Below are 17,522 nucleotides of genomic sequence, written 5' to 3'. Positions count from 1 at the left end.
GGCCAGTGCGCTTTACGCGCCAGCGCGATGGAAAACTTCGCGCGCCCCGCCCGCCCGATCGTCGCGCGGATGACCGCCGCGGCCGCCGCCGACCCTGCACGCACCGTCGCGTTCCAGGGCGCACCCGGCGCCAACAGCCACGTCGCCGTGGTCCAGGCGTTCCCGGATGGCCTGCCGCTGCCCTGTTTCGACTTCGCCGATGCGATCGACGCGGTGAAGGACGGTCGCGCCGATTGCGCGATCATTCCGATCGAGAATTCGCTGCATGGCCGCGTCGCCGACATCCATTTCCTGCTCCCCGAATCGGGCCTCGTCATTACCGGCGAGCATTTCCTGCCGATCCGCCACGCGCTGATGGGCATCGGCCCGCGCGACGGCATCCGCCAGGCGATGAGCCATCCGCAGGCGCTGGGCCAATGCCGTCACTGGCTGAAGGCGCACGGGATCGAACCGGTCAGCTATCCCGACACCGCCGGCGCCGCCGCGGTCGTCGCCGAACTCGCCGACCCGACGATCGCCGCACTCGCCCCGCCGGCGGCGGCCGAACTTTATGGCCTCGACCTGCTCGACTTCGACATCGCGGATGCGGACCACAACACCACGCGGTTCGTCACGCTCGCGCGCGGTGGCAAGCCCGCGACCGGCTCCCATGTCGAGGGGGTCGACTGGATGACGACGCTGGTCTTCGAGGTCCACAACATCCCGGCCGCGCTGTACAAGGCGATGGGCGGCTTCGCGACCAACGGCGTCAACATGACCAAGCTCGAAAGCTACCAGCGCAACGGCAGCTTCGCGGCGACCGAATTCTACGCCGACGTGGTCGGCAAGCCCGGCGACGCCAATCTGGATCGCGCGCTGGCGGAACTGGGGTTTCATTCCAAATGGCTGCGCGTGCTGGGAACGTATCCACAAGCCCGGAAGCGAGGCTGACCTTCTGCTCCCTCTCCCCTTTGGGGAGAGGGTCGGGGTGAGGGGCTGCCAAGCAGCGTTACCCTCGGTGAGACACAGCCCCTCACCCCAGCCCTCTCCCCGAAGGGGAGAGGGAGCTAGCCCTTCGCCCACTCGGTCAGCAGCGTGAACGCGATCGCATAGGGTGGCGGCGCGATGAACGGGCCGTCCTCGCCGCGCAGTACCGCGCGGACCATTTCGCGCGGTACCCACATCGCGTCCTCGAGCTCGTGCGGATCGATCGTGATCGCGTCGTCCTCCGCCTCGGCGATGCACGCCATCATCAGCGACGACGGGAACGGCCAGGGCTGGCTGGCGACGTACCGCACCTTGCCGACGCGGACGCCGGACTCCTCGACGATCTCGCGCGCGACCGCTTCCTCGATCGATTCGCCGGGCTCCATGAAGCCGGCCAGCGCGGAGTAACGCCCCGCAGGCCAGTTCTTGCCCCGCCCGAGCAGCGCACGGCCGTCATGCTCGGCGATCATGATCACGACCGGATCGACCCGTGGGAAATGCTCGGTCGCACAATTCGGGCACTTCCGCCCCCAACCGGCGCGGAACAGCGCGGTGACCGTCCCGCAATTCGCGCAGAACCGATGCCGGACATGCCAGTCGATCACGCTGCGCGCCGCGGCATAGGTCGCCGCCTCGCCCGGCGCGAGTGCGTGCAGCGCCGCCATAAGCTGCGGCGACCGCACCGCCGGCGTATTGTCGACGCGCATCCCGGCGAGCAGCGCGGCGAAATGCGGAACCCCTTCGCCGTCGAGCCCGAGCAGGATCGGCTCCGCACCGTCGGCCAGGTCGGCGGTCGTCGTCCAGCCGAGCATCCCCGCATCGACCATCGCGGGCATCAACCCGTCGAGCATCAGCAGGCGCGCACGCGGATCCGCCAGCGCCGCCGCCAGACCCTCGCTATCGTGCCGCAGCGCGTCGGCGCGATCTAGCGTCCCACCCGTGAAGCCGATCACCGGGCCAACCCTGCAGCATCCTTGGCCAACGCCGCAGCAACCTCCTGCCGCACCGGCCAGCGTTCGCCGGGGAAATAATTCACCATCACCGTTCCTCGCATATGTCGCACCGGATCGACCCAGGCGATCGTCCCCGCCGCGCCGCCCCAGCCATAAGTGCCCTTCGACGCGCTGCCCGGCACGTCCGCCAGCATCACCGATCCGCCCGCGCCGAACCCCATCCCGGCGGTACGGGTGGTGCCGCCATTGCCGTTGCCGATTCCGCCGAAGCTGACGCCTGCCGGCAGCAGGTTCGACATCCCCAGCGCGACCGTCTCGGGCTTCATCACCCGTACGCCGTCCAGCGTGCCGCCATCCTGCAGCATGTGCAGGAAGCGATCGTAATCGCGCGCCGACATCACCAGCCCGGCGCCGCCGTACGGAAAGCTCGGCGGCGTCAGGAATGCCGAGGTCGCAGCGGGATCGAGCGGCGTACGATTCTCGCCGACGAACGCGTAGTTGGTCGCCAGCCGACCGATCTCGCTCTTCGGCACGCTCCAATAGGTCGAATTCATCTTGAGGGGGCCGAACATCCGCGTCTGCAGGAACCGCTCGAAACTCATGCCGCTTGCGACCTCGATGACGCGGCCCATCACGTCGAGGCCCATCGAATAGCTCCACTTGGTGCCCGGCTCGGCGATCAGCGGCAGCGACGCGGCGCGGTTGGCGAATTCGGCCAGCGAGGTCGGCCGGACGCGCCGCATCTGCGCCTCCATCTGCGCATTGACCGTCGCCGGCAGCACGCCGAGCCGCTCGTATTCCTTGAGCAGTGGCCCCTTCGCGCTGATGCTGTAGCCAAGCCCCGCGCTATGCGTCAGCAGCATCCGGATCGTGATCGGCGTGCGCGCCGGACGCGTTTCCAACGAGGTGTCGGGATCGATCGCCACGCGCATCGTCGCGAACGCCGGGATGTACTTGCTGACCGGATCGTCGAGCTTCAGCCTGCCGTCCTCGACCAGCATCATCGCCGCCATGCCGGTGATCGGCTTGGTCATCGAATAGACCCGCCAAAGCGAGTCGGCATCGGCGAACGGCTGCTTGGGTCCATCCGCGATCTGGCCGCTCGCCAGGAACAGCGTTGGCCGGTCAGCGAACCCGAACGCACCGACGATCCCCGGCATCTTGCCGTCGCGGACATAGCCGTCGAACAGCCGTTCGACATTGGGCAGCACCACGCGTGCCGGATCGCCGGGACGTTCGGTCGTGACGATATCGCCCGGCCCCGAATTTGGCGCCGCCGTGCGCTGCGCCTGCCCGATCGCGGCGGTGGCGACCATCATGGCGATGCCGCCGGTGATCCAGTGCGTACGCGTCATGCAGCCCTCCTGATGGCGCCCGCGATCGCGCGGGCGGCCTTGGCGAAAACGGTCGGCAGCCCGGCTGTATCCAACGCATCGATGGGCCACCATTCGGTCGAGTCGTCGCCGGGCTGATGCGCCTCGACCTCCGCCACCGCAAGCGACAGGTCGAGATCGAAATGCGTGAAGCCGTGCGTCACGCCCCCGTCGAGCATCCGCCAGTCCGCCTGCGCCGGCGCGCCCTCATAGCCCGGCGCCGCGTCGACCCATGGCCCGGTCGGCAACGCGCGCATCCCGCCGAGTAGCCCCTTGTCGGGTCGCCGCACCAGCAGCACGCGGCCGCCCCGCTCCAGCCAGAAGATCGTGCCATGCCGCTGCGGCTTGGCCGCCTTCTTCGCCTTGACCGGCAAAGTCTCCGGCGCGCCCATCGCAAAGCCGTCGCACCATTCGCGCAGCGGACACAGCAGGCATTTGGGACTCCGCGTCGTGCAGATCCCCGACCCCAGATCCATCATCGCCTGCGCGAAATCGCCCGCGCGGAGGTCCGGCGTGATCGTATCCGCCGCCGCGCGGATCGCCGGCCGCGCTGCGGGCAACGGCGTCATAACTGCGAACAGCCGCGCGACGACGCGCTCGACATTGGCATCGACCACCACCGCGCGCTGCCCGAACGCAATCGCCGCGACCGCCGCCGCGGTGTACGCGCCGAGCCCGGGCAAAGCGCGCAACTCCGCCTCGGTCGCCGGGAACACGCCGCCATGATCCGCAACCACCGCCTTTGCCGCCGCGACCAGATTGCGTGCCCGGGCATAATATCCGAGCCCCGCCCACGCCGCCATCACATCGGCATCCTCGGCCGCGGCCAGGCTGGCGAAATCGGGCCAGCGCGCCGTCCAGGCCTGGAACCGCGGCGTCACCGCGGCGACCGTGGTCTGCTGCAGCATCACCTCGGACAGCCACACCCGGTACGGATCGACCGGCTCGCCCGGCCGTGCCCGCCACGGCAGGTCGCGGCGGTGGACATCGTACCAGTCGAGCAGGGCGTCGGGCACGCAAGAGCGCTTGGCGTTCATGCCCGCGCTATGGCATGGGTTGGCGGATGAGCAAGCCGCCCAGCCCGCGCCCAAAGGTGAAAGGTCGCACCGATCCCGACGCCCCGCGCGAGAACCGCGCGCGCGCCGTATCGGAGCTGCTGCCGTCGATCGGCGGCGCGGCGTTCCGGCGGTTCGGCTTCGTCCAATCCTCGATCGTCAGCCGCTGGCCCGACATCGTCGGCGAGAAGCTCGCGGGTGCCAGCACCCCCGAATCGATCCGCTTCCCGGTCGGCAAGAAACAGGACGGCACGCTGACGCTCACCGTCCGCGGCGCGCATGCACCGATGATGCAGCACATCACGCCCGAGATCATGGAGCGCGTGAACCGCTTCTTCGGCTATGCCGCGGTCGCCAAGGTCGCGATCCGCCAGGGCGAAGTCGCCGCCCCGCCGCCGCGCAGGGCGCCGCCGTCGATCCGCGCGGTTCCGGTCGAGCTCGGCGAAAGCCTGAAGGGCATCGCCGACCCCGAACTCCGCGCCGTCCTAGAATCCCTCGCCGCCGGCGTCGCTTCGACCAACGGCCCACCCAGGATCAGCTGAATGCGCGTGCTGCTTGCCCTCCTTTCCGTCGTCCTGCTCACCGCCGCGACCCCGAAGCGCGACTGGAACGCGGTCGCGACCAGGACGCCCGCCGGCGCCTATGTCATCGGCAACCCGCAGGCGCGCGTGAAGCTGGTCGAATATGCCAGCTACACCTGTTCGCACTGCGCCGCCTTTTCGGGCGCGTCGGAAGCGGTGTTGCGGAAACAGATGATCGCGTCGGGGTCGACCAGCCTCGAACTGCGCCATTTCATCCGCGACAAGCTCGACCTCGCCGCCGCGATCCTCGCGCGCTGCACCGGGCCGAAGGGGTTCGCCGCCACCACTGCCGCGATCTTCGCCGCACAGCCGACCTGGCTGCAGCGCGGGATCGAGTTCCAGGAAGCGAACGGCGCACGGATTAACCTATACCCGACCCAGGCACAGCTGCGCGCCAATGCCGACGGCGCCGGGCTGACCGCGCTGGTCAAGGCACGCGGGCTGTCCGACACCGCGATCGGCGCGTGCTTCGCCGATCAGGCCGAGATCGACCGCATCGTCGCAATGACCAACAACGTCCCCGCCGAAGTCGATTCGACCCCCAGTTTCTACATCAACGGCAAGCTCGTGCCCCACGCGGACTGGGCAAAGCTGGAGCCCGCATTGCGCGCGGCCGGTGCCAAATAATCCCAAGCGGAGTACATCTATGAAACTCGTCTACGCTCTCGCCCTGCTCCCGATCGCGCTCGCCGCCTGCTCGAAGGAGGATTCCGCTAACAGCGTGACCTCCGCGACGCCGGTAGCAGCAGCCCCCGCCCCCGCCGGCAAGAACTGGTCCGAAACGGTCGTGAAGACCGCCGAAGGCTATCGGATGGGCAACCCCGATGCGCCGCTGAAGCTCGTGGAATACGGCGCGCGCTCGTGCCCGACCTGCGGCGCGTTCGGCCGCGAGGCGTACAAGCCGCTGATCGAGAACTATGTCTCTACGGGCAAGGTCAGCTTCGAATTCCGCGACTTCCTGGTGCACGGTGCGTCCGACGTCGCGCTCACGCTGCTCGGCCAGTGCGGCAGCGTCGACAGCTTCTTCCCGCTGCTCGAACAGACCTATCAGAACCAGATCCCGATGCTCGACAAGCTGCAGCAGATGCCACAGGCGCAGCAGGCCGCGCTGCAGGGCAAGTCGCCGACCGCCGTCGCGACCGCGCTGGCCGAACAGATGGGCGCGATCGATTTCGTCAAGCAGCGCGGCATTCCCGAAGCCAAGGCCCGCGCATGCCTCGCCGACCAGAAGCAGCTCGAGATCATGGCCAAGCCGACCGAAAAGGCGATGCAGGACGGTAGCGTCACCGGTACGCCAACGTTCTTCCTCAACGGCAAGACCGTCGAGGGCGTGGTGACCTGGGCGGCGATGGAGAAGGCACTGAAGGCCGCCGGGGCGTAACCGCGGCTAGGCGTCCACAGCAACGGTTCTCCCGCGAAAGTGGGAGCCCAGGGTTACGAATGCCGCCGCCCGCGACCCTGGGCCCCCGCTTTCGCGGGGGAACAGCATAGGATGACCGCATAACCGTATCCGGGGGCGCGCGCGAACATGCAGATCAAACGCCTCCGCATCGCCGGGTTCAAGAGCTTCGTCGAACCCGCCGACCTGCGCATCGAACCCGGGCTGACCGGCGTCGTCGGCCCCAATGGCTGCGGCAAGTCCAACCTGCTCGAAGCGCTGCGCTGGACGATGGGCGAGGCGAGCGCGAAATCGCTGCGCGGCGCCGGCATGGACGACGTGATCTTCGCCGGCACCGCGACCCGCCCGGCGCGCGACTTCGCCGAAGTCTCGATCCTCGCCGAGATCGCCGGGGAAGAAACCGAGATCGTCCGCCGGATCGAACGCGGCGCCGGCTCCGCGTATCGGATCGACGGCCGCGACGTCCGCGCCAAGGACGTCGGCCTGTTGTTCGCCGATGCCGCGACCGGCGCGCACAGTCCCGCACTCGTCAGCCAGGGCCGGATCGGCGCGGTGATCGCCGCACGGCCCGCGGATCGCCGCGCGATGCTCGAGGAAGCCGCCGGAATCGCCGGGCTCCACGTTCGACGTAAGGACGCCGAGGGCAAGCTGCGCGCGACCGAGGCCAATCTCGCCAAGCTCGACGAGGTGATCGCCGACCAGGACGCGCGGGTCGCGGCGCTGCGCCGCCAGGCCCGCGCTGCCGAACGCTATCGCCAGGTTTCCGACCAGATCCGCGTCGCCGAAGCGCGGATGATCTTCGCGCGCTGGCGCGACGCCGCCGCCGCCGCCGATGCCGCCAAGGCCGAGGCCGTCGACGCCGAAGCCCGCGTCCGGGCGGCCACCGACGGCGAACGGACCGCGGCGGCGGCGCAGATCGACGCCGCAGGCACCGTCGCCACCGCACGCGCCGCAGCGCTGGCCGCACGCGACGCTGCGGCGGAGGCGGCGCACGCGCTCGCCACGCTGCGCACCGAAAAGGCGGGGGTCGAACGCCGCGTCACCGAGCTGGTCGCCGGCCGCGACCGCATCGCCGAGGACCGCGCCCGCGAAGGTGCACTCGCCAGCGACGCTGCCGCCGCGCTTGCCCGCCTCGCCGAGGAAGCGCGGACGCTCGACGCCGCGATCGCCGATGCCGTGCGCGCGTTTCCCGCGCTGGACGCCGCGATAGCCGACGCCGAACGCCATGCCCGCGATGCCGAGGTAGCCCTGGCCCAGGCGCTCGCCCGCCAGGCGCAGGATGCCGCCGAACTGCGTGTCGCCAGTGCCGCGCTTACCGCCGCCCGCGCGCGGACCGATCGCGCGGCGCAGGACGGCGCGCAAATCGCCGCGGCACTCCGCGCGCTCGGGCAGCCTGCCCCGATCGAGACGGAGCGCGCCGCCGCCGCCGCGACCCGCGCGCAAGCCGCGACCGCCGCCGGGGACGCACGCCAGGCGCTTACCGACGCCGACACCGACGAACGCGCCGCGATCGCCGCGCGCGATACCGCCGAAGCCGCGCGAGCAACCGCACGCGCCGAACTCGCCGCGATCGACAGCGAAGCGACCGCGCTCGCCCGCGCAACGCAGGCGAGCGGCCGCGACCGGTTGCTCGATTCGGTCACCGCGCGCCCGGGCTATGAACGCGCGCTGGCGGCCGCGCTCGGCGACGAACTCGACACCGGACTCGCCGCCTGGACCGGTGCCGACCCGACCCCCGACGATCCCGCCGCGCCCTCATCGAGCGAATCCGTTGCCGTGCATGTCGAAGCCCCGCCCGCGCTCGCTCGCCGACTCACGCAGGTCTTCGTCACCGATGCCGATAACGGCCAGCCGCTCGCGGTCGGCCAGCGCCTCGTTACGCGCGCTGGTGCGCTGCGTCGGTGGGACGGCTTCGTCGCGATCGGCAGCGGTGCCGCCACAGTCGAGCGGCTGGTCCGCATCAACCGGCTCGCCGCGCTCAACGACGCCCGCCCCACCGCCGCCACCGCCCTCACCGATGCCGAAGCCATCCGCGCCGCCATCGAGGCCCGCATCACCACCGCCCGCGCCGCCGCACAGGCCGCGCGGACCAACCTGCAGCGTGCCGAAACCGCAGGCCGCGACGCGCTGCGCGCGGAGGACCGTGCCACCGCTGCGCTCGAACGGCTGGCCAGCCAGCGCGCCGATCTCGACACCCGTGCCGCGCGGATCGCCGACGACGCCGCCGATGCCGCTGCCGAGCTGGTCCGCGCGCAGGCGGCGATGGCCGACGTCCCCGACGGCCGCGCGCATGTCGAGACGGTCGCAGCACTCCACCGCGACGCGGAAGCGCAGCGGGCGACCGTCGGCCAGGCGCGCGCCGATCGCAGCATCCGCGACCGCGCGCACGCAACCGACCGCGAACGCCTAGCCTTGGCACAGGCCGACATGCGCAGCTGGCGTGCGCGTGCGGGCGAGGCGGCGAAACGCATCGCCGACATGGACGCGCGCGCCGCCGGGCTCGCGCGCGACCTTGCCGCACTCGCCGATCGCCCCGCCGCGCTGGCCGAAGAGATCGCCCGGCACGACGCCGGCCATGCCGAGATCCGTGCGACCGCGGACCGTCACGCCGCCGCCGAACGCGAAGCAGACGCCGCGCTGCGCACCGCCGACGACGCGCATGCGCGAGCCAACGAGGCGCTCGCCCAGGCCCGCGAACATCGCGCCGGGGCAGTCGCGCGCGTCGAGAACCAGGAGTTGCGCCGCGTCGAAATGGGTCGGCTGTCGGGCGAACGCTTCGCCTGCCCCACGCCCGTCCTCCCCGAACGGCTCGGCTTCGATGCAGCGACGGTGCGCGGACCTGCAGAGGAGTCCGCCGCGCACGACCGGCTGACGCTGGACCGCGAACGGATCGGCCCGGTCAACCTGATGGCGATGCAGGAGCTTGCCGAGCTCGAAGCCGCGAGCGTTGGCAATGCCGCAGAGCGCGACGAACTCGGGCACGCGGTCAACCGCCTGCGCGGATCGATCGGCACGCTCAACCGCGAGGGTCGCCAGCGGCTGCTCGCGGCGTTCGAGGCGGTCAACGGGCATTTCCGCACGTTGTTCTCGACGCTGTTCGACGGCGGCGCCGCGCATCTCGAACTGGTCGATTCAGACGACCCGCTCGAAGCCGGGCTCGAGATCATGGCCCAGCCTCCCGGCAAGCGGCTCCAGTCACTCACGCTGTTGTCGGGCGGCGAGCAGGCGCTGACCGCGGTCGCGCTGATCTTCGGGCTGTTCCTCACCAACCCCGCGCCGATCTGCGTGCTCGACGAGGTCGATGCGCCGCTCGACGACGCCAATATCGAACGCTTCTGCGACCTGCTCGACCGGATGGCGATCGAGACCCAGACCCGCTACCTGGTCGTCACGCACAACGCGGTGACGATGAGCCGCATGCACCGGTTGTTCGGCGTGACGATGATCGAACGCGGGGTCAGCCGGCTCGTCTCGGTCGACCTGCGCGCCGCCGAAAGCCTGCTCGCGGCGGAATGACGCGCGCCTGCCGATGCGGTATATTAAGCCCATGTTCCTCGACGAATCGAGCATCTGGCCGCGCAAGGACGACCTGCCGCCGCGCAAGCCGGTCTTCCGCCACGAAAAGGCGCTGAGCCGGCTGGTCTTCGCCTATGCGCTGGTCCTGCTGCTGCTCCCGATCAGCCTCGGCAGCTTCGTCGACCTGATCCGCTATGTCGTCCGAATGTTCGGCTAGCACGCACCCCGCCCGCCTATTCCCGCGTTGTATCAAGCGAATACCCGGTATTGACCAAGATCAATCGACACCGGCCCCGTGAGAACGTAGGAAGAACGCATGGCCCAGCTCGACACCCGCGAAAAGCTGGAAATCCTGGCGGACGCCGCGAAATACGATGCGTCCTGCGCGTCGTCGGGCACCGCCAAGCGCAATTCGAAGGACGGCAAAGGGCTCGGCTCGACCGAGGGCATGGGGATTTGCCATGCCTACGCCCCCGATGGTCGCTGCATCAGCCTCCTGAAAATCCTGCTGACCAACAGCTGCATCTTCGACTGCCATTACTGCATCAATCGGAAAAGCTCGAACGTCCGTCGTGCGCGCTTCACCGCGAAGGAGGTCGTCGACCTGACGATCGCCTTCTACAAGCGCAATTACATCGAGGGGCTGTTCCTCAGCTCGGGCATCATCGCGTCGTCGAACTACACGATGGAGCAGATGGTCGAGGTCGCGCGCAGCTTGCGCGAAGACCATCAGTTTCGCGGCTACATCCACCTCAAGACGATCCCCGACGCCGACCCCGAACTGGTCCACCGCGCCGGGCTCTACGCCGACCGCCTCTCGATCAACGTCGAGCTGCCGACCGTTGGCGGGCTGAAGCGGCTCGCCCCCGAAAAGGACGGCGTCCGGATCGAGACCGCAATGGCCGAGGTCAAGGCGTCGATCGCCGACGGCAAGGATGCCAAGGCGAAGTACAAGTCCGCGCCGCGCTACGCCCCCGCCGGCCAGTCGACGCAGATGATCGTTGGCGCCGACGCCGCGACCGATGGCGATATCGTGCGGAAAGCCTCGACGTTGTACGACCGCTTCGGACTTCGCCGCGTCTATTATTCGGCGTTCAGCCCGATTCCCGATGCCAGCGCGGTGCTACCGTTGCAGCGCCCGCCGTTGATGCGCGAACACCGGCTCTACCAGTCCGACTGGCTGATGCGCTTCTATGAATTCTCGCCCGCCGAAGTGGTGGCCGCGGCAGACGACGCGACCGGCATGCTGCCGCTCGACATCGACCCCAAACTCGCCTGGGCGCTGAAATTCCGCGGGTCGTTCCCGGTCGACGTCAACCGCGCGCCCCGCGAAATGCTGCTGCGCGTGCCGGGGCTGGGCGTGAAGGCGGTCAACGGCATCCTCACCAGCCGACGCTGGCGCAAACTCCACCTCGCCGACATCGCGCGCCTCACGGTGTCGGTGGCGAAGCTCCGCCCGTTCATCATCGCGGAGGACTGGCGTCCGGTGGTCCTGTCCGACGCCGCCGACCTCCGCCCCCTGATCGCGCCGAAGCCCAAGCCGAAGCAGATGGAAATGTTCGCGTGACCCCCGTCCTGCTCCCCTCCCTGGAAGGGAGGGGTTGGGGGTGGGTCGGCTTGGGGCGGCCACGGCATTCCTACGCTAGCAACCCACCCCCGACCCCTCCCTTCCAGGGAGGGGAGAAAACGCCGTGCGTGTCGTAACCCTCAGCGAACCCGATGATTTCGACGGCTGGCGCGACGCCGCGCGCGGCCTGATCGCAGCCGACGTGCCCCCCGACGACGTCGTCTGGCAAGTCGGCGACGCCCCCGCCGATCTCTTCGCGACCGTCGCCGAGCCCGCTCCCGCCCCCGCACCCGGCGCCTTCAGCGTCCCGCGCGCGTTCATCGACCTCGCCCGCTCGGCGATCCTCGGCAGCGATCCCGAACGTTTCGCCCTGCTCTACACCCTCCTCTTCCGCCTGCGCCGCGAACCGAAGCTGATCGAGGATCGCGCCGACCCGCTGGTCCGCCGGCTCGATCGCATCGCCAAGGACGTCCGCCGCGACATCCACAAGATGCGTGCCTTCCTCCGTTTCCGCGAAGTGGACGACGACGGCGCACCGCGGTTCGTCGCATGGTTCGAACCCGACCACCACATCGTCCGCGCCAACGCCGCGTTCTTCGTCAACCGCTTCGCCAGCATGCGCTGGTCGATCCTGACCCCCGAGGTCTCGATACACTGGGACGGCAAGGCGCTCAGCGAAGGCCCCGGCGCGAGCAAGGCGGACGCGCCCGATGGCGACCCCACCGAGGAGGTCTGGAAGACCTATTACGCCAGCACCTTCAACCCGGCCCGCGTGAAGATCGGTGCGATGCTGAAGGAGATGCCGAAGAAATACTGGAAGAACATGCCCGAGACCGCGCTGGTCCCCGGCATGCTCGCGGCGGCACAGGCGAGGGAAAGCGGCATGATCACGAAGTCACGCGACCATATCGGCGGCAACAGCTTGATCTCGTGGGAAGCCCTGCGCGACGAGGCAGCCGGCTGCACTCGCTGCCCGCTGTACAAGCCCGCAACCCAGACAGTGTTCGGCGAAGGCCCGGTCGACGCGCCGCTGATGTTCGTCGGCGAACAGCCCGGCGACCAGGAGGATCTGGCCGGCCGCCCGTTCGTCGGCCCCGCCGGACAGATGTTCGACAAGGCGATGGCCGAAGCCGGCGTCGACCGCGCGCGCGCCTACGTCACCAACGCGGTGAAGCACTTCAAGTTCGAACAGCGCGGCAAGCGCCGGATTCACCAGAGCCCCGTCGCCGGTGAGATCGAGGCGTGCCGGTGGTGGCTCGAGCAGGAACAGATGCTGGTGAAGCCGAAGGTTACGGTGGCGCTGGGCGCGACCGCCGCGCGCGCGCTGTTCGGCAAGGTCATGGCGATCGGCAAGAACCGCGGACAGGCGCTGCAACTCCCGGATGGCGGCGAGGCCTGGATCACGGTGCACCCGAGCTATCTGCTGAGGCTGCCCGACGAGATCGCGAGACGGGAGGAATATGCGCGGTTCGTGGAGGATTTGCGGACGGTGGGATCGCGGATCGCCTGACTACTCACGCCGTCACCCCAGCGAAGGCGTGACGACGGCCCGCAGTTCGTTGGGGATCTGCGGATGGTCGGCAACTTTTCCGCATGCCCTCCACATCCGTCACCCCAGCGCAGGCTGGGGTCTCTCGTGGCTTCTGGTGCGCGATTGCCGCGGGAGACCCCAGCCTTCGCTGGGGTGACGGTCCGGTGGAGTCTGGTGCGACTGGGCCGTAGCGAAGTAATATGTAAGGCGTAAGCCGCCCTACATCGACCCCGGCTCAGGTCCCAACCGCCCGCCGGCATCGTCCATCGCATCGATCTTCGCCAGGTCCTCATCGTCCAGCGTCAGGTCCAACGCCGCGAAATTATCGCCCAGATGCTCGGCATCCGACGCCTTCGGGATCACCGACAACCCGTGCGCCAGATGCCACGCCAGGATCACCTGCGCCGCGCTCCGCCCATGCTTGTCGGCGATCGTGACGATCCGCTCGTCGGTCAGCAGCGTCTTACCCTGTCCCAATGGGCTCCAGCTCTGCGTCACGATCCCGTGCGCTTCATGATACTCCCGCGCCTCGCGCTGCTGGAAGTTCGGGTGCAGCTCGATCTGGTTGACCGCGGGCGTCACGCCGGTTGCGGCGACGATCGCGTCGATATGCTCGGGCAGGAAGTTCGACACGCCGATCGACCGGGTCTTGCCCGCATCGCGCAAGCGCACCATCGCCTGCCACGCCTCGACATACTGCCCCTGCGCCGGCGCCGGCCAGTGCATCAGATACAGGTCGACCGCGTCGAGCCCGAGCAGCGCCAGGCTCTCGTCCAGCGCCGCCTCTGCATCGCCCTGCCGGTCGTTCCACAGCTTGGTGGTCAGGAACGCACCGCCATCCTCGTACGATTCGCCCTTGTAGCCGTCGCCGACACCGCGCTCGTTCTCATAGATCGCCGCGGTATCGACCAGCCGGAACCCGATATCGAGGCCCTGGCGGACGATCGCCGCCACCTGGCTGTCGGGAATCTGCCACGTGCCCATGCCGAGCTGGGGCATATTACGGCCATCGTTGAGTTTCAGATCTGTCATGGCCACTCAACCGATGGCGGGCGCGGGCGGTTCCGATTGACCCGCCGCGCGGCTTGCCCCAGATCGCGGCCCCATGTTCGAGAAGATCCTGGGCGTCCTCGCCACCTTCACCATCTGGGTGATTTCGTCCGGCGGCTATGTCGGCATCGCGGTGCTGATGGCGATCGAGAGCGCGTGCATTCCGCTGCCGTCCGAGATCATCATGCCGTTCGCGGGCTATCTGGTCTCGACCGGGCGGTTCGACCTGTATCTCGCCGCCACTGCGGGCGCGATCGGCTGCAATCTGGGGTCGATCGTCGCCTATGAGATCGGCAAGCGCGGCGGCCGGCCGATGGCGGAACGCTGGGGCCGCTATCTGCTGATCGGCCCGGGCGAACTCGACGCCGCCGACCGTTTCTTCGCGCGCTGGGGCTCGGCCGCGGTGCTGATCGGCCGGCTGCTTCCCGTGATCCGCTCGTTCATCGCGTTCCCGGCCGGCGTCGCGCGGATGAAGCTGGTACCGTTCCACCTCTACACCTTCCTGGGCTCCTGGCCGTGGTGCTTCGGCCTGGCGTGGGTCGGCATGAAGCTCGGCGACAAATGGGACAGCGATCCGCGCGTCAAGGCGGCGTTCCACTCCGCCGACCTGGTGATCGGCCTGGTCCTGATCGCGCTGGTCGGCTTCTACATCTGGCACCGCGTCCGCGGCCTCAAGCGCCCGCCCGCAGCCTAGGACCCGCAGTTTAGGAATTGCCGCGATACCCTGGGCGCAGCGGCAGCCCCGACAGCCCGACCGTGCGCTTCTGCGCCAGCGTCTGGAAATCGCACAGCACGCCGCGCCAGAACCCGGTGCACGACAGCGCAAGGTACAATAGCCACAACCGCGTCCGCGTCAGCCCGACCTCGGCGATCGCCGCCTCGCGATTCGCGTACAGCGCCTCGCTCCACGCCTTCAGCGAGCGGTAATAATGTTCGCGCATGCTCTCGACGTCCATCACCTCGAAGCCGTGGCGTTCGAGGTTGGTCGTCGTCATGCCGATATAATCGAGCTCGCCGCCCGGGAAGATATAGCGGTTGATCACCGCCATATACGCGGTCCGCTTGCGGAATTTCGTCAGGTCCCGGGTCGCGCGCCGCGTCGTCGCCTGGTGCAGATACAGCCCGTGCGGCCCGAGCAGGCGGTGCATCTGTTCGAAATGCCGGTCGTGATTGTCGATCCCGACATGCTCGAACATCCCGATCTGCGCGATCTTGCCGTACGCGCCCGGCGTCTCGATCGTGCGATAGTCGCGCAGTTCGATCGTCACCCGGTCACCCAGCCCGCGCGACGCGACCCGCGCCTGCGCCAGGTCATGCTGTTCCTGCGACAGCGTCACGCCGTGCACGGTCGCCCCGAAAAACTCCGCGGCATGGCACGCCAGCCCGCCCCAGCCGCAGCCGAGATCGAACATCCGGTCGCCCGGCACCAGTTCCAGCTTGCGGCAGATCAGGTCCATCTTGGCGATCTGCGCGTCCGCCAGGCTGGTCTCGGGCGTCGCGAACACCGCCGCCGAATATTGCATCTCGGGGTCGAGGAACAACTGATAGAACGCGTTCGACACATCGTAATGGAACTGGATCATCGCGGTGTCGTCGCGACCCTTGCCAAACAGCGCGCCGACCCGGTCGCCGAAGCTCAGGGCGCCCTTGTCCGCATCGGTCGCGAACAGGAACGGCCACGCCGCCTTCATGATCAGCTTGCGGTTGACCGACTTGACCAGCCCGACCGCGCGCAGATGCTCCCAGCGCCCCAGCGCCTCCAGCGGACTGCCCCCGCGGATGTCGATCCCGCCAGCGATATACACCTCGACCAGCGTCATCAGTTTCGGCGAGCGCACCAGCCGGCCGATCGCGGCGGGGGATGCGATCACGACGCGGATGTCGTCGCGCGCATTCAGCCCCAGCGGCACGACCTCGCCGTTCCACAGCTCGACGCTCGCATCGGCCTGCAGATGCTCGGCAATATGCGCGATGATCGTCCGTGCGTTGGCGAGCAGATCGGCCATTTTCGTCCCCCCCTGCCGTGATTGCTCGGCGCGTCCTGCTCGCAGCCAATCGCGGCGAGCGCAACCCAAGAGTCAGGCGATGATGCGTCGCGCCTGCGCCTGAGCGCTCGCGAGGTGATGCGCATGCGTGATCGCCACCGCCAGCGCGTCGGCGGCGTCGGGTCCGGCCAGCTTCGTCCCCGGCAGCAGCACCGCCATCATCGCCTGGATCTGCCGCTTCTCCGCGCCGCCCGATCCGACCACCGCCTTCTTGACGGTGGACGGGTGATATTCGCCGATATGAAGCCCCGCCCCAGCCGCTGCGAGCAAAACGACGCCCCGCGCCTGCCCCAGCTTCAGCGTCGACTGCGCGTTGGTGTTGCCGAGCACCTCCTCGACCGCGGCGCCGTCAGGCCGCTCGGCACGGATCACGTCGATCAACGCGGCATACAACGCCGTCAGCCGCCGCGGCAGCGCCATCGACGGGTCGGTCTTCACCTGGCCGTTGGCGATATGGCTCAGCCGGTTGCCCTCGGCGCGGATCACCCCCCAGCCGGTAGTGCCGAGCCCGGGGTCGAGGCCAAGGATGATCACGAAGAAGAGTGATTCACGCGGAGGCGCGGAGACGCGGAGGTGTTGCGTTCGCGACTTCCGTCTCGCGTCAGCGAGACTTCAGCCCCTGCGGTCAGCCAAGCGCGGAATGGCCCGCTGGCGCGGGGGAGACACGACGCACGCGCAACTCTCCGCGTCTCCGCGCCTCCGCGTGAACCCACCTTCTTCATCTCAGCCGAGTTTCTCCAGAATCTCGTCGGAAACTTCGTAATTGCTCCATACCGTCTGCACGTCGTCATCCTCGTCGAGCACGTCGATTAACTTGAACAGCGTCGCCGCATCGTCCTCGCCGACATCGACCATCACCTGCGGCCGCCAGGCGAGCTTCGCGCCCTCGGCTTCACCAAGCTTGGCCTCCAGCGCCTTCGCCACCTCGTGCAGGTCGCCGACCGCAGTCCAGATCTCGTGGCCGTCCTCGCTCGACGTCACGTCCTCGGCGCCCGCGTCCAGCGCCGCCTCGAACACCGCCTCGGCATCGCCCGCGGTTGCCGGGTACGAGATCAGCCCCATGCGGTCGAACGCGTGGCTCACCGAACCGCTGGCGCCCAAATTGCCGCCGTTCTTGGCAACCGCGACGCGGACGTTGGTCGCGGTGCGGTTGCGGTTGTCGGTCAGCGCCTCGATGATCAGCGACACGCCGCCGGGGCCGAACCCCTCGTAGCGGATTTCCTCGTAGTTCTCGGCGTCGCCGCGGCTCGCCTTGTCGATCGAGCGCTGAATGTTCTCCTTGGGGAGCGACATCGCCTTGGCCGCATTAACCGCGGCGCGCAGCCGCGGGTTCATGTCGACGTCGGGCAGGCCCATCTTGGCCGCGACGGTGATTTCGCGGCTGAGCTTGCTGAACGCCGACGAGCGCTTCTTGTCCTGCGCACCCTTGCGATGCATGATGTTCTTGTATTTGGAATGGCCTGCCATCGGTGCCTCTTTTGAGCTG

At 68.8% G+C, this 17,522-nt stretch carries 16 protein-coding genes; 9 read left to right on the top strand and 7 right to left on the bottom strand.

The features are described from left to right. Positions 1–27: 27 nt before the first annotated feature. A complete protein-coding gene (locus SJY20_RS03745) occupies positions 28–930 on the top strand; it encodes a prephenate dehydratase (RefSeq protein ID WP_380785262.1) in 903 nt (300 codons plus the stop codon). Between the two features lie 116 nt (positions 931–1,046). Here SJY20_RS03745 and nudC read toward each other — a convergent pair whose 3' ends face one another. The 3 genes from nudC to SJY20_RS03730 are packed head-to-tail and all read right to left on the bottom strand — an operon-like array spanning position 1,047 to position 4,329. Continuing rightward, positions 1,047–1,919, bottom strand: coding sequence for an NAD(+) diphosphatase (nudC, locus tag SJY20_RS03740; protein ID WP_380785261.1), 873 nt, complete (start codon positions 1,917–1,919; stop codon positions 1,047–1,049). Beyond that, positions 1,916–3,274 (bottom strand): serine hydrolase domain-containing protein, encoded by a 1,359-nt coding sequence (locus SJY20_RS03735; protein ID WP_380785260.1) that lies wholly within the window; start codon positions 3,272–3,274, stop codon positions 1,916–1,918. Before SJY20_RS03735 ends, nudC begins: the two co-directional genes overlap by 4 nt. Beyond that, positions 3,271–4,329: an A/G-specific adenine glycosylase gene (locus SJY20_RS03730; protein WP_380785259.1), complete on the bottom strand. Its 1,059-nt coding sequence runs from the start codon at positions 4,327–4,329 to the stop codon at positions 3,271–3,273. The genes SJY20_RS03735 and SJY20_RS03730 overlap by 4 nt, the downstream gene beginning before the upstream one ends. Before the next feature lie 26 nt (positions 4,330–4,355). Here SJY20_RS03730 and SJY20_RS03725 point away from each other — a divergent pair, with 26 nt between their 5' ends. The 7 genes from SJY20_RS03725 to SJY20_RS03695 all read left to right on the top strand — a co-directional run bounded on the left by SJY20_RS03725 (position 4,356) and on the right by SJY20_RS03695 (position 12,920). After that, positions 4,356–4,889, top strand: a complete 534-nt coding sequence (locus SJY20_RS03725) for a DUF721 domain-containing protein (RefSeq protein WP_380785258.1) — start codon at positions 4,356–4,358, stop codon at positions 4,887–4,889. Beyond that, positions 4,890–5,555: a DsbA family protein gene (locus SJY20_RS03720; protein WP_380785257.1), complete on the top strand. Its 666-nt coding sequence runs from the start codon at positions 4,890–4,892 to the stop codon at positions 5,553–5,555. A 19-nt stretch (positions 5,556–5,574) separates the two neighbouring features. Continuing rightward, a complete protein-coding gene (locus SJY20_RS03715; protein ID WP_380785256.1) occupies positions 5,575–6,309 on the top strand; it encodes a thioredoxin domain-containing protein in 735 nt (244 codons plus the stop codon). A gap of 147 nt (positions 6,310–6,456) precedes the next feature. Further along, positions 6,457–9,843 (top strand): chromosome segregation SMC family protein, encoded by a 3,387-nt coding sequence (locus SJY20_RS03710; protein ID WP_380785255.1) that lies wholly within the window; start codon positions 6,457–6,459, stop codon positions 9,841–9,843. A gap of 31 nt (positions 9,844–9,874) precedes the next feature. After that, positions 9,875–10,060 (top strand): hypothetical protein, encoded by a 186-nt coding sequence (locus SJY20_RS03705; protein WP_380785254.1) that lies wholly within the window; start codon positions 9,875–9,877, stop codon positions 10,058–10,060. A gap of 99 nt (positions 10,061–10,159) precedes the next feature. Then, on the top strand, positions 10,160–11,410 hold the full coding sequence (locus SJY20_RS03700; RefSeq protein WP_380785253.1) for a putative DNA modification/repair radical SAM protein: 1,251 nt from the start codon (positions 10,160–10,162) through the stop codon (positions 11,408–11,410). 124 nt (positions 11,411–11,534) lie between these two features. Continuing rightward, positions 11,535–12,920 carry a UdgX family uracil-DNA binding protein gene (locus tag SJY20_RS03695; RefSeq protein ID WP_380785252.1) on the top strand — a complete coding sequence of 462 codons (1,386 nt, stop codon included), beginning with the start codon at positions 11,535–11,537 and terminating at the stop codon, positions 12,918–12,920. Positions 12,921–13,160: 240 nt separating this feature from the next. Here SJY20_RS03695 and SJY20_RS03690 read toward each other — a convergent pair whose 3' ends face one another. Then, on the bottom strand, positions 13,161–13,973 hold the full coding sequence (locus SJY20_RS03690) for an aldo/keto reductase (protein WP_380785251.1): 813 nt from the start codon (positions 13,971–13,973) through the stop codon (positions 13,161–13,163). 73 nt (positions 13,974–14,046) lie between these two features. On the opposite strand from SJY20_RS03690, the gene SJY20_RS03685 reads away from it, so the two are divergent. After that, entirely contained in the window at positions 14,047–14,685 is a 639-nt protein-coding gene (locus tag SJY20_RS03685) for a DedA family protein (RefSeq protein WP_380785250.1), read from the top strand. A 10-nt stretch (positions 14,686–14,695) separates the two neighbouring features. Here SJY20_RS03685 and SJY20_RS03680 read toward each other — a convergent pair whose 3' ends face one another. From SJY20_RS03680 to SJY20_RS03670, 3 genes are all read right to left on the bottom strand, one after another. Continuing rightward, positions 14,696–15,997, bottom strand: a complete 1,302-nt coding sequence (locus tag SJY20_RS03680; RefSeq protein ID WP_380785249.1) for a class I SAM-dependent methyltransferase — start codon at positions 15,995–15,997, stop codon at positions 14,696–14,698. A gap of 72 nt (positions 15,998–16,069) precedes the next feature. Continuing rightward, on the bottom strand, positions 16,070–16,570 hold the full coding sequence (gene ruvC, locus SJY20_RS03675) for a crossover junction endodeoxyribonuclease RuvC (protein ID WP_380785248.1): 501 nt from the start codon (positions 16,568–16,570) through the stop codon (positions 16,070–16,072). A 189-nt stretch (positions 16,571–16,759) separates the two neighbouring features. After that, positions 16,760–17,503 (bottom strand): YebC/PmpR family DNA-binding transcriptional regulator, encoded by a 744-nt coding sequence (locus tag SJY20_RS03670; protein WP_380785247.1) that lies wholly within the window; start codon positions 17,501–17,503, stop codon positions 16,760–16,762. Positions 17,504–17,522 lie beyond the last annotated feature (19 nt).

This window comes from Sphingomonas sp. R86521 (assembly GCF_042466235.1).
GTDB lineage: Bacteria > Pseudomonadota > Alphaproteobacteria > Sphingomonadales > Sphingomonadaceae > Sphingomonas.
Note: the sequence above shows the minus strand (reverse complement) of the source record. Positions and strands in the feature narration are given on the sequence as shown.

Coding starts and splice junctions, on each gene's coding strand:
- SJY20_RS03745 (WP_380785262.1), top strand. CDS start 28: ATGGAAAACTTCGCGCGCCCCGCCCGCCCGATCGTCGCGCGGATGACC.
- SJY20_RS03735 (WP_380785260.1), bottom strand. CDS start 3,274: ATGACGCGTACGCACTGGATCACCGGCGGCATCGCCATGATGGTCGCC.
- SJY20_RS03730 (WP_380785259.1), bottom strand. CDS start 4,329: ATGAACGCCAAGCGCTCTTGCGTGCCCGACGCCCTGCTCGACTGGTAC.
- SJY20_RS03725 (WP_380785258.1), top strand. CDS start 4,356: ATGAGCAAGCCGCCCAGCCCGCGCCCAAAGGTGAAAGGTCGCACCGAT.
- SJY20_RS03720 (WP_380785257.1), top strand. CDS start 4,890: ATGCGCGTGCTGCTTGCCCTCCTTTCCGTCGTCCTGCTCACCGCCGCG.
- SJY20_RS03715 (WP_380785256.1), top strand. CDS start 5,575: ATGAAACTCGTCTACGCTCTCGCCCTGCTCCCGATCGCGCTCGCCGCC.
- SJY20_RS03710 (WP_380785255.1), top strand. CDS start 6,457: ATGCAGATCAAACGCCTCCGCATCGCCGGGTTCAAGAGCTTCGTCGAA.
- SJY20_RS03705 (WP_380785254.1), top strand. CDS start 9,875: ATGTTCCTCGACGAATCGAGCATCTGGCCGCGCAAGGACGACCTGCCG.
- SJY20_RS03700 (WP_380785253.1), top strand. CDS start 10,160: ATGGCCCAGCTCGACACCCGCGAAAAGCTGGAAATCCTGGCGGACGCC.
- SJY20_RS03690 (WP_380785251.1), bottom strand. CDS start 13,973: ATGACAGATCTGAAACTCAACGATGGCCGTAATATGCCCCAGCTCGGC.
- SJY20_RS03685 (WP_380785250.1), top strand. CDS start 14,047: ATGTTCGAGAAGATCCTGGGCGTCCTCGCCACCTTCACCATCTGGGTG.
- SJY20_RS03680 (WP_380785249.1), bottom strand. CDS start 15,997: ATGGCCGATCTGCTCGCCAACGCACGGACGATCATCGCGCATATTGCC.
- SJY20_RS03670 (WP_380785247.1), bottom strand. CDS start 17,503: ATGGCAGGCCATTCCAAATACAAGAACATCATGCATCGCAAGGGTGCG.